7 protein-coding genes are annotated in these 15,565 nt (G+C 44.7%); 2 read left to right on the top strand and 5 right to left on the bottom strand.

Annotated features, from left to right (window positions below):
• Positions 1 to 28: 28 nt before the first annotated feature.
• The 5 genes from HMPREF0999_RS04880 to HMPREF0999_RS04900 form a co-directional block, all read right to left on the bottom strand.
• Positions 29 to 826, bottom strand: coding sequence for a basic secretory family protein (locus tag HMPREF0999_RS04880; RefSeq protein WP_005859727.1), 798 nt, complete (start codon positions 824 to 826; stop codon positions 29 to 31).
• 31 nt (positions 827 to 857) lie between these two features.
• Complete coding sequence (locus HMPREF0999_RS04885) at positions 858 to 3,194, bottom strand: GH92 family glycosyl hydrolase (protein WP_010182359.1); 2,337 nt, start codon at positions 3,192 to 3,194, stop codon at positions 858 to 860.
• Positions 3,195 to 3,375: 181 nt separating this feature from the next.
• On the bottom strand, positions 3,376 to 4,971 hold the full coding sequence (locus tag HMPREF0999_RS04890; RefSeq protein ID WP_005859723.1) for a RagB/SusD family nutrient uptake outer membrane protein: 1,596 nt from the start codon (positions 4,969 to 4,971) through the stop codon (positions 3,376 to 3,378).
• A gap of 29 nt (positions 4,972 to 5,000) precedes the next feature.
• Positions 5,001 to 8,063 (bottom strand): SusC/RagA family TonB-linked outer membrane protein, encoded by a 3,063-nt coding sequence (locus tag HMPREF0999_RS04895; RefSeq protein WP_005859721.1) that lies wholly within the window; start codon positions 8,061 to 8,063, stop codon positions 5,001 to 5,003.
• Positions 8,064 to 8,265: 202 nt separating this feature from the next.
• The gene (locus HMPREF0999_RS04900; protein WP_009275328.1) at positions 8,266 to 12,306 is read right to left on the bottom strand and encodes a response regulator; all 4,041 of its coding nucleotides are present in this window, start codon (positions 12,304 to 12,306) and stop codon (positions 8,266 to 8,268) included.
• A gap of 217 nt (positions 12,307 to 12,523) precedes the next feature.
• On the opposite strand from HMPREF0999_RS04900, the gene pflB reads away from it, so the two are divergent.
• The gene (pflB, locus tag HMPREF0999_RS04905; protein ID WP_009275329.1) at positions 12,524 to 14,764 is read left to right on the top strand and encodes a formate C-acetyltransferase; all 2,241 of its coding nucleotides are present in this window, start codon (positions 12,524 to 12,526) and stop codon (positions 14,762 to 14,764) included.
• The gene (gene pflA / locus HMPREF0999_RS04910; RefSeq protein WP_005867396.1) at positions 14,765 to 15,499 is read left to right on the top strand and encodes a pyruvate formate-lyase-activating protein; all 735 of its coding nucleotides are present in this window, start codon (positions 14,765 to 14,767) and stop codon (positions 15,497 to 15,499) included.
• The last annotated feature ends 66 nt before the right edge of the window (positions 15,500 to 15,565 follow it).

The raw sequence follows: 15,565 nt of genomic DNA on the forward strand, positions 1-15,565 counted from the left end.
CCGCCGTTGGTCGTAGCCTTTGCCGGGGCTACGCTTCATCTCCCATCGTTGCCATATATTCTTTCCATAAGGAGTCTATGTCGTAATCATTGCCGAGCGCATATTTCACGCCACCATCGAACGACCAAGGAATAACCTCTAATGTGCTTCGGTTGAACTTCCGCAGGAAATCCGGGCTCTTGGTTTGCGTAAGCCATGCGAGGAAGAAGCCTGTCGTGCGGTAACCATCCATATAATGGCCGCCTTTGGGACGATCTTCCAAGGTAAAACCGCCGTTTAAGTATCTTACGGCATCCGCCACACCTTCTATCATGGCCCAGAAAGTCTTATTAGTCCCATAGCTACCTATGCCTTGAGGCTCCAATTGGAAACCATGCGTCAGCTCATGGTATAATACGCCACGGGTCTCGTAATCCACTTTCGCAGTGTCGTTATTGGCAAAACTTTTCTCGATCCATTTCGTGCTGTATACGATACTGATGGAAGGGGGCGCTCCGTCTTTCGCGGATACCCCGTCGTATTCCTTTAATGTATAGTGGATCTCCTCGATGCCCGGGATACTATCTTCCGGAGTGAAATAAAGCGTCTCTACGACCTTGCGGGCGTGCTTGGTAATATAAGCTTCCGGATCAGGGATAACGGCGGCATAGATTGCCGAGCCCTTAGCCTCGGGGGAAAGATTCTTGAAATCGATCTTTCCGATGTAATAATTATCCCAAGGATTTGAGGTGGCTTCCGCTACTGTAGCCGCCTGTTCCTTTTTGCCGGAGCAAGCGATGCAAGTCCACAGCAGGAAAGCACCGCTGATTAATTGTTTATACTTCATGAGTCTTGTCTGTTTTTTCTGATAAAATGGGTTAATCCGTCAGTGAATAAGGGCGATCCTCTCCGTTGAACAATCGCTTTTTGTTCGGGCTGGAAGTCATCTCGAAAGTGAGCGTTCCACCGTTCATGATGTCATCCTGCGTGATGTATCCTTTGGTATAGGGTTTCCCGTTTAGCTTTACCGCTTTTACATAACGGTTCTTGTCGCTGACTTTATCGGCTTTTACCTCGAAAGTCTTACCATTCTCCAAGCGGACCTTCATATAGGGAAGGTAAGGAGCGCCTAATACGTATTGATCTGTACCCGGGCAAACCGGATAGAATCCCATGGCGGAAAGGATATACCAAGCGGACATCTGGCCGCAGTCGTCGTTACCGCAAAGGCCGTCGATATTGTTGCGATACATCTTATTCATGATCTCGCGTTGCCAGAATTGGGTTTTCCAAGGCTGGCTGGTCCATGCGTATAAGAATGGGATGTGATGGCTGGGTTCGTTACCGTGTACATAACCTCCTAGTAATCCTTCTTTGGTTACGTCTTCGGTCTCGGCAAAGAACTCATCGGGAAGATGCATCGTGAATAAGGAATCCATTTTAGTGATGAATGCTTGCTCGCCTCCCATCAACTGAATCATACCATTGACATCTTGAGGGACATAGAAGGAATAATTCAAGGCATTTCCCTCGATAAACCCTTCACCGTGCGTGCTTAACAAACTGAAGTCCTCTTTGAATTTACCATTCGTATAACGGGGACGGGCATATCCGATCGAGGTATCGAATACATTCGCGTAATTGGACGCACGCTTTTTATAGGTATCGGCCACGGATCGGTTTCCCACTAATAAAGCTGTATTATAGATTGTCCAATCATCATAAGCATACTCCAAAGTCAAGGAGCCTGCGCTACCGTTGCGATCTAAAGGAACATAACCTAATTCCATAAACTCTTTGGTTCCCTCATAATACGGAATCGTAGAGCTGTTGATCATCGCTTTTAACGCGGCGTCTTTATCGATCGGTAATCCTTTGGCGATAGCATCTGCCAAGACAGAGACGGAATGATAACCGATCATGCACCAGTTCTCGTTTGCCATATGGCTCCAGATCGGCAAGGCATGATGAACGCTTTGCTCGCAATGTTTCAACATAGATTTGGCGATATCCGTGTTAACTTGTCGGTTGATGATATTGAACAGGGGATGTAGGGCACGATAGGTATCCCATACGGAAAAAACCGTATAGTTCGTGAATCCGTCCGCTTGATGGATATTATGGTCGAGTCCGCGGTATTGACCGTCAACGTCCGTATATACGCAAGGATTGATCATCGTGTGATACAAGGAGGTGTAAAGCATAGCCAATTGATCATCGCTTCCTTTCGCGTCGATGACGGAGAGCGCTTTATTCCAAGTATCGGAGGCTTTGGCGGCTAATTGGTCGAAGTCCGCACCGGAAGCCTCGGCACGTAGATTTTTCAAGGCTCCCTCGGTGCTGACTCCGGAAAGGGCGACTTTCACTTCCAACTCATCAGACGTTTTCGGATCGAAATCAAAATAAGCGACGATCTTACGTCCTCCGATATCCGGGAAGTTCTCTTTCATATTGAACTTGGCATAACCGCCCCGATAATTAACTTTCGCTTTCTCTTCGCATCCGTAATGCGTGATCGGTTTGGAGAAAGACATGGCGAAATAAGTATAGTTGGTACGTGCCCAACCGTTTGTGATACGATAGCCGGTTACCAGCGTATCGTTCTCTACGCGAATATTGGTCCAAAGAACTTTGCCGTCATAGTTATAGATCCCGTGAATCATATCAAGGATAATGCGTTGGTTCTCACTGTTCGTAGGGTATGTGTATTTGTGGATGCCGACCCGTTGGGTGGTGGTTAGTTGCGCCTTTACGCCATAATCGGCGAGCATCACCTCGTAGTATCCGGGACGGGATATCTCGGTGCCATGCGAGAAACGGGAACGGTAACCGCCATCGGGATTCGTGGCCGTTCCGGGGTTTAGCTTCAACGTTCCGGTGGTAGGCATAATCAAGATATCCCCGAGGTCGGAGTGGCCGGTACCGCTGAAGTGGGTGTGGCTGAAACCTACGATGCTACTGTCTTTATGTTGATAACCCGCACAATACTCGTAGGAGCGAGGTTGGTATTTACCATCTACGTTGTGTGGTATGGTATCCGTATCCGGACTGAGTTGTACGAGTCCGAAGGGTACGCAAGCACCCGGGAACGTATGTCCCATTCCATTCGTCCCGATGATCGGGTTTACAAGATCAACTACACTGGTCTGTGCGATCGCTACTGTTGAGCTGGCTGCCAGAAAGAGGCAACACATCGATTTCTTGAGATTTATCATGTCGTATCAATTAGTTAGAAAAGGATGAAACATAAAAGGTCACCTTTGATAGTTCCAAGGATAACCTTTGATAGTGACAAAGGTAACCTTTTATATTTTCAGATCAATAAGTATAGTAGTCCTCTATCATTGTCAAGTGCTAATTTGTTAATAATGAATTTCTACTATACTTAGTTGATATTTAGAACAATGAGTTAGCCTCGTTCGGAGATAAGTTTGCGTTAGCATCCAATTGTCTTTGCGGAATAGGGAAGATATTACGCTTTGGTTCGTTGGATGCAGTCTTGTCCCACCAAGAAGTGGTTACGAACTTGTTAAAACGAACCAAGTCTGTACGGCGGATTCCTTCGAAAGCAAACTCTCTACCTTTTTCGGCTAAGAACTCATCCATTGTCAATGTAGCGGTCGTATATTTCGCTTTCTCCCAATCCTCTGCCTTGAAAGAACGTTGACGAACGCTGTTGATCATATCTACCACTTCTTGCGTTGCTTTGCCCCCGTTCTTACGCATCAAGGCCTCCGCTTTGTTATAGATAACCTCGGAATAACGGAACATCACCCAGTCGTTGTTCATATCGCCGGTAGTACCCGGTTGGATCTCATACTTGATAGAGCGAGCGCCGCTGTTTTCTTCGCCCTCGGTCATGGACTTAATGTAGTTTACGAATACCAAATCCTGCCCATTGTACTCCTCTGAACCTTTCAAAGGCTCTGCGGTCGTGTCGTAGTAGTAATTACCGTTTTCATCTACTTTGCGAGGATATTGCTTACCGATCAAGAAACCCTCAATTTTTCTCAAGTCGTTGTCAGCGAATGAGTCATAAAAGGTCGGTTGTGTCACCAAGCCGTTCCAAGGACCGGATTGCAAATCCCAGCCAGTTTGGTGTGCGTAATGCAACCAACGTTGATACCAACCCATTCCTTTGGCATATACTTCATCATACACGATTGACCAGATAATCTCGGTAGATCGCTTGTCGTTATCCGCACGGAAAGTGTCGTTCCACTTCTTATCCAATGCGAAACCTCCCTTAGCTAATTCATCGCAAGCTGCGATACAATCATCCCAGCGTGCTTGTCCAGTATAAATTTCCGCATTCAAATAGAGACGAGCCAATAATGCGTAAGCCCCCCATTTGGATACACGTCCGTAGGTCTCTGTTTTACTCTCTGACAAAGAAGGAATACTCTCGTTTAACTCTTTTTCGATCCAAGCGAATAACTCTGCGCGAGATTTGGAGGAAGGATTGATTTCACCGATTTTCTCGCAAATTGGAGCCGTACCGAACATATCCATCACATACCAATAACAGTAAGCGCGATATACACGCATCTCCGCTTGTGCTTGTGCTTTAGACATTGGAACTTGGAGTGCTTCAAAATCTATATTCTCTGTATCTGTAAGGAAGTTGTTAGCATATCCGATACCTTCAAATAATTTTTTCCAAGCATCCACTACTTGACCATCCGTAGGAATCCATTGATGGCGGTGTAAGCGAATCCAGTCTCCATTGTCATAGCCGTGGCGACCTTTTTGAGGCCATGCGGCACAGTCGGAAGATAACTCGTTACATGACCAAGGCGATTGGGCTACTTGCATAGTTCCACAGAAGTGTCCCCATGGACGCATCATGGCGGCCATTACCTCGCCTGCATTGTTGTAATAATTCTCAGCGATTACCGAGCTATGTATTTCCTCTGTCAGGTCCGTACAAGAGGTAAATGCGGTAGCTCCCAGCAATAATGAAATTGCGCATATATTTTTTAAAGCTTTCATTGTATTGTCTTAAATCTATTGTTACTTAATTAGAATCCAAAATTAACGCCAAACGTGAAGGTACGGGTGGTGGGATAAGATCCGCGCTTCTCTATACCTGCTTGTAGTCCTGTTACGTTTACGTCAGGGGTTAAACCAGAGTATCCTGTAATAGTCGCAAGATTGGTGACATTACCATAAATACGTAAGTTGCGCACATATTTATTATTTTTGAAGTTGAATGTATAACCTAGTGTCACGTTATCGATCTTCAAGAAGTTCCCTTTCTCTAGATAATAAGAAGAGAACAATGGTTGCTCTGTTACCTTGTTCTTCAAGGCATCCTTGTATACGTTTGTGCCAGACTGATCGATATTAACAGTCGTTCCGAAATAAATAGCACCCTCGTTCAATACGTCATAATCAAACATACCGCGCAGGAAGAAGCTGAAGTCAAAGTTCTTATAGGTAAATGTGTTCTGTAAGCCAGCCTTGAATTTCGGCAAACCATTACCGATAAAGGTACGGTCAGCGTCAGACAGACCTTCCTTTCCGTCTATGTCGCGAAGATTCCAAGTTCCGTCCGGATTGATACCATCGCATACATAACCGAAGAATGATGCGATCGGCTGTCCTTCTTGTAGGCGGTAAGCCTTGCCCGGGTTACCCGGAGAGGGCAGGTCATATTGATCCTCGTAAGAAGATTTGTACACGTCGTTAGACAAAGATGTCAATTTATTATTCTCGTATGAGAACGTGAAATTAGCCGTGTAAGAGAAATCCTTAGTCTTTACGACCTCTGCGTTTAATGCTAATTCTATACCTCTATTTCTCATCGTGCCTACGTTGGTGGTGATCGTGTTGTAGATCAAGGATGGCTGTTGGGCATTGTAGCTACTGATCAAGTCGCGAGTCGTACGACTATACCAATCGATCGTACCATTTAGGCGTCCACCTAGCAAGCCGAAGTCGAAACCGATGTTCAAGGACTCATTCTTCTCCCATTTCAAATCCGGATTCGGGTTGATATTCGGACCGTAAGTGGCGGTTAGCCATGAACCGGTGTAAGCGTTCCAAGCTCCAGCACCTGTGCCGTAGGTAGCGAGAGACATATATGGATCGGTAGGTAGACTACCCGTGATACCGAAACCGGCACGGAATTTCAATACGTCGAATACTTCTTGGCTCTCCATGAAGTCCTCACGAGAGATCATCCAGCCTGCGCTGACGGAGGGGAACCAAGCCCATTTGTTGTTCGCTCCGAACTTTGTGGAACCTTCACGGCGGATAGAGGCGCTGGCCATGTATTTACCGTCGTAATTATAGTTGGCACGGGCGAAGAAGGCGATCAGTTTGCTGGTCTCTTTTTTACTCTTCATCTCGGCCTTACCATCTTTTAGGTAACCGCCGGCTTCTAGGTTATTGGTACCGAATACGTCCGTCAAGAAGTTCTTGTTCTCGGCGCTGAATTGCTCGTATTCAAAATCTTGGTAACTGTATCCCAGCAAACCGGTAATATTGTGTACGCCGTTGATGGAAGTATTGTAGTTTGCTGTCCATTCAGTAGTACGGTTGGTATTCTGATAATATTCTTTTTTGGCGCGTCCGTTTGTACCGTCTTTATATTGGCTATATTCCTCACGCATGCTATAATCGTTAGTTAATGCGTCGTTCTTCTCCATAGCGAAGAAAGCGGCGGCTGTCAGACCGGGGATAATCTCATATTGAGCCTTGAAGTTCGCCAATAAATTCTTGAATTCCTTTTTCTTGGTACGCTGGTATATGCGGGCTACCGGGTTGAAATCTTCGTAACCGCTGTAAGTTTCCCAGAAGGAGCCGTCTTCCTTATAAATAGGCATCGTCGGGTTGATACGGATCGCCTGGTATAATATGCCGTAATTAGGGATATCTCCTACCTTATCCACATCATCGGAAACTGCGTCCACTTTCACGAAAGAGTTTGCTAGATTGAAAGAAAGCTGTAGTTTATCATCAAACGCACGGTGGTTCACAGCGATAGAGCCATTGATCGTTTCACGGCTGGTGTTACGGATCATACCATCATTCTTTTTGTAATTTAAAGAAGCGCGATAGTTTGTCTTACCATTACCACCAGTAGCGGTCAAGTTGTGTACATGGGTGAAATTACTCTTATTCAATAAAGCGTCGTAATGGTTATCCCGTCCACCAAAGTCGCGGATATTGGCGTTGTTGGTTTCCTTGCCATAAGCGACGAACTCGTCTCCATTTAAGATTTCCGGCCGTTTATAAACCGCCTCGTGCATGATATATCCTGAGTAATCCACTTGAGTAGTTCCGGCTTGCGGACGTCTCGTGGAGACGATGATCACACCGTTATTACCCCGGGTTCCGTAGATAGCGGCTGCGGAACCGTCTTTCAATACGTCGATCGCCTCGATATCCTCGGGTGCGATAGCGTTCAAAGAAGTCATATTACCCGGCATACCGTCAATAATAACGAGAGGCTCATTGCTACCTTTCAGAGATGAGGCACCACGCATCTGTACTTTTACCTCGCCATTCGGGTCGGTGCTACCACGCGATACAGTCAGACCAGCTACACGTCCTTCCACCAATTGCATCGGGTTCACTACCGGTGCCTTGTTAAAGTCGGATGCTTTCACGCTGGTAACGGATGAGGTGATCTCACCTTTCTTTTGGGAACCGTAACCTACGACTACTACCTCGTCTAGTGTCTCAGAGTCTTCAGCTAAGACTATGTTCAATGTTTTTTGCCCGGTATAACGAACTTCTTGGGATTTGAAGCCGATGAAGGAAAATACCAATGTGCTGTTATCCGGTACATCCAAGGTGAAATTTCCGTCAAAGTCCGAAGCAGTTCCGTTCGTGGTTCCTTTCACAACAATACTAACGCCAATCAGAGGTTCACCCTTTTGGTCTTTTACTACACCTTTAATGGTTGAACTTTGCTGTGCGATCTGATGAATCTCCATGTTTCCCATTTCAGGAACAGTAGAATCTTCGGCCGCATAAGAGGACTGAAACATTAAAGATAAACAAAGTAACAAAGAGGTTCGTCCACCTAATAAAGTCAGGCATTTCCTCGTCTTACCTTCACTCTTTTTTTTCATAAAAACATTAAATTAAAAGTTAATAATGTGCTTCCCGAAGGAAGAATACACACAAGCGGTTTGCTTTGTTATTCGACAGCAATATTAATAGGTCTTAACGAATTGAAGAGTGCTTTGAAATGCCGAAGAAGTGTCATGAAATGCATATGGCAGATTATGATACTCTTTTGGTAGATTATGACACTATTTAGGAATCAATGATTTATGCCTCTTTTGTGCGGTATTCTTTAGGAGTCATGTTATATTTACGGGCAAACTCCCTATAGAAGTATGATTTGTTAGAAATCCCTACATTATAAATAATTTCCTGAACGCTCATGTTGGTATTTACGAGTAATTGCGCTGCATAGTTTAACCTATAATCCTTTATAAAATCACTCGGCGTCATGGTAGATATTTTCTTGAAACGGCGATATAAGATGCGGGTGTTTATATTCAGTGCGTCCGCTACCAGCTCGGGACCGAGTCCTTCCTTGCTGACATTTTCTTTGATGATAGCGGTTACGGCGTCAAGGAATTCCTTGTCTTCTTGATGTAATAATTGCCCTTCCGTATATTGATAAGCACTTTCCGGAGAATAGAAATACTCTTTTAATTCTCTTTGATTTGTCATCAATCGGTTCACGACGGATAGGAGAACTGTTGGCGAGAAAGGCTTGGTTAGATAGGCATCCGCTCCTATATTAAGTCCTGCCGCTTGCTCTTGGTCTGATATTTTGGCAGATACGATAATAAGCGGGATATGACGGGTATATCTATTTTCCTTGATAAGAGAGATCAATTCCAATCCGTCGATATTAGGCATCATGATATCGGTGATGATAAGGGAGGGAGTGTATTGCTTGAGGAATTCCAGAGCCTCCTCCGCATTATAAGCTTCCTGAACCTGATATTCGGAAGAGAGGGTTTCCGTGATTAGCCAGACGATGTCTTTATGATCGTCGATAACGAGTATCATCGGTTTATCTTCCGTCTCTTTTTGTGCCGTATGTGAGATTTGCGGCTTTTGTATATCCGTGTTTGGGGAAGGAAGCGATACGGGAATATCTTCGTCTATCGTGTCGTCTGAGCTCTCCTCTACGATGCCAAAAGGTAAGGTAACTGTAAATTCAGCATATTGGCCGACCTCACTCTCTATGTCGATTTTACCACCTAAGGATTGTACGAGGCTGTGGCAGATAAATAAGCCGAGGCCATTCCGTGCCGTATTTTGCCTGTTATCGTCGTTATCCATCGTGCCAAGGATACGATATCGGTCGAAAATATTTTGCATGTCTGCCTCCTCGATTCCTTTGCCGGTGTTGTAAACTTTAAGGACGAGGAAGTTCTCCTCCTCATGTAAGGAGATACGAACCGTGCCCCCGTCTTCCGTATACTTAAATGCGTTGGAAATCAGATTTGCTAGGATCTTCTTGAAATAGACGGAATCCGTATTCCAATAAAGCTCTTTGGGAGCATCGATCTTGAATTGGATTTGGTGTTGCTCGGATAGTGGGTAAAACCATTCGAATTGAGTTCGCAAAAGAGAGGATACGGATACTCTTCGGATGTGCGTATGACTGAATCCAGCGTCTTCCGCTTTCCGGAAATCAAGGATTTCTTGGATAAGCCCGTTCAGTTCCTCTACATTTTCCCGGAGGACTGAAGTGTATTTTTCTAATGTCTTGTCTTTTGAGGTGGCGGCATAGGCTTGGATATAATTCTCCACGCCATTGATCAAGGTAAGCGGGGTACATAACTCATGCGTGATATGGGTAAAGAAATTCAGCTTAGACTCGTATAGCTTCTCTTTTTGCTCCTCCTTGATCTTGTCTGCTATTTGTTTCTGTTTCTTTAGTATTTGGTAATGGATGCGATAGATGGCAATGATGATTAAAACCGTACCGATAAAAAGATACGTGAAAATAGCTAATGAGCTTAGATAAATAGGAGGTAATACCTTGATAGGTAGGGTGTATTCTTTTGCCGACGAATCAATGACATCGTTACGATAACGGACTTTCAGCAAGTATTCCCCGTACGGGAGGTTCATGAAAGTTACCTTGTTTGTCTTTTGCAATTTTTCCCAAGAGGAATTATAGTTGACCAACTGATACGAATACTCGTAATTCTCCCCGTTGATGTAATCCGGAGCGACGAACGCAATCGTTAACGATTGCACATCAGCCGGAACCGTTACACCGTTCTGGCTGATGTTCTTATATAATGGAAGGATTTGTTTATCCATTTGCAACTCGAAGAAACTTAATTCTGGTTGATAGGTATGCTCCGGCTCCGTTTGTTTATTTACCCAGACTAATCCGTTGATGCCTCCAAAGAATAAACGCTCGGAGTATGGGCATTTCCAATAAGCGTCATCAGAGAATTCCGTGACGCTAAAATAAGGTTGATGATAATTATGGAAAAAATTATTCCGGGGATTATATTTGGTGAGACCTTTATTGGTGCTTAACCAGATACAGCTATCATTCCCCTCATGAATGCCATGGATCATGTCGTTTGCGATCCCGTTGCTTTTATCGAATTGGCGTAAATGTATCTTTCCTCTTTTAAATTTAATCCGGGTAAGTCCGGAGCTGGCGCCTGCATAGAAAGTAGAATCCTCGGTCTGGCATACAGATAACACGTCTCCAATGGCCGGATTCCTTAAATTGTTGGTTTGCAGGAACTCATATTTCTGGTTGAATATGTTAAAACTAATAACCCCATAACCGCCACGACTCCCGAGAAATAAGGTCGAGTCGTTATCATATATCATGGATTGAATCTCTTTGCAGGTATTCTCCCCGTTTTTTAGCGGGAAGGTCTGTATCTTACTGATTGTAGGCGTGACTTTATCCATACGTAAAGTAACCTTCAGTAATCCGTTGCCGGTTGTCGCCAACCATAATGTCGAGTCGTTTACCTCACAAATAGAATGGATATAGCGGATAGGGGGAGTGTCCTCTTGCTGCGGGATCGTCTTCATTCGATTTTCTTTATAAGAATAATAACAGAGCCCCGGGCCTTCCGTACCGATCCAGATACAAGGATGGAATTCGCTTCTCTGGAAGCTATATACCCGGTTGCTGGATAATCCGTCGGCGGTGGTGAAATGCGTGATAGCGCTTTGTGGAATCGCCTTTTTGTTTGGGTAAGTGTCATAGGCTTGTATCCGGACAATTCCGTCTCCTTTTGTCCCGAACCAAAGGGATCGATCATTGTCTGTATATAAAGAACGTATGGGGTTCTGTATATTAATCGGTAAATCCTTGAGTAAGATAGAGCCGAAAAGATCGGGTTTATCGTAAAACATCCGTATGCCTTGTCCATCGGTCCCTACCCAAAGAATCTCCTGTCTTTTATCGTTCATCAGGCAAAAGATACCGATGCCCGTGTCTATCGTGTTTTCCGGTTGGCTTAGGTCTAGAATATTGCCGTTACGGAAAACGATATATACATTGGATTGGAAGGTACATATCTTAATGATGTTTCCATATTTATTTGTCATTCCAGACAGATCAAACAGGAATTCTTTCCCGCTTCCGTCTACCTGTTGGCGATATAACTTATTGTCGGTATCGACAATGAAGATATGGTTATTCTCATGAAATGCGGATAAGATCGGTTTATTATGGAATTGGCGTTCTTCCGATAGTAAATTAAAAGTTGTATTGGAGAAATCCGGTGTTAACTTTTTCAGTATTCCCGAGGTCAATAGTAAATAAAAATATCCGTCTGTTCCGGCGAATAAAGTCCGTACGGTTTGAGGGCCTATCCCTTCTCTCGGCAGATCCCGGAATCCATCGCTAAATGGGGTGTAACAAGATATCCGGTTTTCTTTACAAATGGCTAATGTGATACCGGATGAATCGGTCGCTACCAGATCACTCTCCATGTATCCCGGGTAAGACTCGGTGACTTTCCGTTTCTTTAGCGAGAATTTATTGATACCTAAAGAGGTTGATATCCATAAAAAGCCGGGTTCTGCGTCGGATATTTTGTGAATGATATTACTACAAAGAGAGTTTTTGTTATTTAATTCGAAACGATATACATACGTATCTTTTCCGTTGTATAAGTTAAGTCCGTCGTAAGTCCCGATCCACAAATAGCCATCCGGATCTTGATGCATGCAAATAATGGCATTGTTCGACAAATTAATCATATTTGCCTTATGCAAAGATTTAGACGCGAGTGAGATAGGAGATGCGATTAAAGATAGTATTCCTATAAATAAAACGGTAAACAGGATATTTCTCATGTGTTTGATCCAGATTAACTTTTACGTTCTGTAGGCAAAGATAGTGAATAAAATGGAGACTTCGTGCAAAGCATCGCATTACTATCCCGTTTCTTCTTGTATATTTTTAATACCTATTTATAGGGATTTTAGAGGGGTGTCGCAAATGTTACAGGAACATGAGGATAAAAGTTTTACCTTTGTGCCGGTAAAAATGTGGTATTAGATAAGATTGTTTATGAAATTTGAGAATGAGTACTGGGATCACTTTAAGGGTGAGACCTGGAAGAGAGAGATCAATGTAAGAGATTTTATCCAGAGTAACTATACGCCTTATGAAGGGGATGATTCCTTTTTAGTCGCTTCTTCCGAGAAGACCCGTAAGGTCTGGAACAAGCTGACCGAGATGTTTAAGGTCGAGAGAGAAAAGGGAGTTTATGACGCCGAGACAAAATTACCTCAAGGGATCGATGTATATGGTCCGGGCTATATTGATAAGGAGAATGAGGTTATCGTTGGGTTACAAACCGATGCTCCGCTGAAACGTGGTATCTTCCCGAAGGGTGGTATCCGTATGGTCGAGAATAGCTTGGAAGCCTACGGTTATCATTTAGACCCGATGACGAAAGAGATCTTCACGAAGTACCGTAAGACGCATAACGAGGGCGTTTTCTCCGCATATACGGAAGAGATGGTTGCCGCACGTCGTTCGGCTATCATCACCGGCTTGCCCGATGCGTATGGTAGAGGACGTATTATCGGTGACTATCGTCGTGTCGCTTTATATGGTACGGCAATCTTGATCGAGGAGAAAAAGCGTTTCTTGAATCGTTTGGATATCCAAGAGATCACGGAAGAGATTATCCAGAGCCGTGAGGAGATTTCTGAGCAAATCAAGGCGTTGAAAGCGTTCGAGAGAATGTGCGCTAGTTATGGCTTCGACGTGACCCGCCCGGCGCAAAACGCTCGTGAGGCGGTTCAGTTTGTGTACTTAGCTTATCTGGCGGCGGTAAAAGACCAAGATGGCGCGGCGATGTCTATCGGACGTACTTCTACGTTTTTGGATATTTATATCGAGAAAGACATCCGTGAGGGTAAGATGACGGAAGAGGAGGCGCAAGAGTTAGTAGACCAGCTGATCATCAAGTTGCGTATCGTTCGTTTCTTACGTACGCCGGAATACAATGATTTGTTCTCCGGTGATCCGGTTTGGGTAACAGAGTCCTTGGGCGGCCAAGGAGTGGATGGCCGTTCTTTGGTAACAAGAACTTCCTATCGTTATCTCCATACATTATATAATCTAGGTCCGGCACCAGAACCCAATTTGACGGTTCTGTGGTTTAAGAACGCTCCCGAGAACTGGAAACGTTTCTGTGCCAAGGTCTCTATCGATACGTCGGCTATCCAATATGAGAACGACGATTTGATGCGTCCGGATTATGGAGATGATTATGGTATCGCTTGTTGCGTTTCTCCTATGAAGATCGGTAAGCAGATGCAGTTCTTCGGAGCCCGTGCGAATTTGGCGAAATGTTTATTATATGCGATCAACGGAGGACGGGATGAGCGCAGCGGCGTACAGGTAGCCCCGATGTTCGAGCCGGTTCGCGGCGAGTATCTGGAATACGATGAGGTGATGGCTAAGTATGAGCAAATGATGCGCTGGTTGGCGAAAGTGTATGTGAACGCCTTGAAGATAATCCATTATATGCATGATAAATACGCGTATGAGGCATTCGAGATGTCGCTTCACGATGGGGATGTAGAGCGTATCCGTGCGACAGGTATCGCCGGTCTTTCTATCGTTGCCGATTCGTTGGCTGCTATCCGTGATACGAAAGTACGTGTGATCCGTGACGAGCGTGGCTTGGCGGTTGATTTCGAACGTGAGGGCGAATATGTTCCTTTCGGTAATAACGATGATCGTACGGATAGTATCGCTGTAGAGATCACCGAGAAGTTCATGGAATATTTGCGTCAGCACGAGACCTATCGCCATGCGAAACCTACGCAGTCCATCCTTACGATCACCTCTAATGTGGTATATGGTAAGAAGACTGGTACGACACCGGATGGCCGTATCGGTGGAACTCCTTTCGCTCCGGGCGCGAACCCTATGAACGGTCGTGATACGAAAGGTGCTATCGCTGCGCTAGCTTCGGTAGCGAAGCTTCCATTCCAGCATGCGCACGACGGCATCTCTTATACTTTCGCTGTTTCTCCGGCTACGTTGGGAAAGGAGCGTGAAATGCAGATCAATAATCTGGTTAGCTTATTGGATGGCTATTTTACTCCGGATGGAGGTCAGCATCTGAATGTTAACGTATTTGATAAGGATTTGTTGATCGACGCTATGGAACATCCCGAGAAATATCCGCAACTTACGATCCGTGTATCCGGATATGCGGTAAACTTCGTGAAACTGACTCGTGAACAACAGTTGGATGTTATTTCAAGAACCATTAACCATTCACTGTAAGTGATAAAAGGTAAGATACATTCATTAGAGAGTTTCGGGACCGTAGATGGTCCCGGAATTCGCTTTGTCGTTTTTATGCAGGGCTGCCCGTTGCGTTGCCTGTATTGCCATAACCCGGATACTTGGAACCCGAAAGGGAAGGTGAAATATCAGATGACTCCCGGCGAGCTATTGACGGAAGTTTTACGGTATAAGAGTTTTATCGCCCGTGGGGGGGTGACTGTTACCGGTGGGGAACCTTTATTGCAACCTGAGTTTCTGAAAGAGTTTTTCCGTTTGTGCCAAGAGCAAGGTCTTCACACAGCTTTGGACACATCTGGTTTCGTATGTACCTCAAAAGCTTGGGAAGTCTTGGATTATGCGGACTTAGTGTTATTGGACATCAAAACCTTAAACCCGGATTTACATCCGTTACTGGCGGGTGTCAAGCAGGATAATACGCTTCTGTTCTTGGATGAATTGGAGAGACGTGGCATAGATACTTGGATTCGCCATGTTATTGTCCCCGGATATACGGATAATGACGAGTGGCTGGAGGCGTTAGCTCGGTATGTCAGTTCATATAAAGTGGTTCGCAAAGTGGAATTATTGCCTTATCATACGATGGGAACCTATAAATATGAGCAATTAGGCCTCGATTATCCGTTAAAGGGGGTGGAACCCTTATCAAAAGAACGTTTAGATAATGCGAAAGCGATATTCTCTCGCTACAAACCAGAAAATAACAAGGCCTGATCTCTCGATCAAGCCTTGCGATTATGCAACAGCTAATCAGGGAAAACAATCTAATCCGATTAGCTT

The sequence above is a fragment of the Parabacteroides sp. D25 genome, assembly GCF_000307475.1.
Lineage (GTDB): Bacteria > Bacteroidota > Bacteroidia > Bacteroidales > Tannerellaceae > Parabacteroides > Parabacteroides distasonis.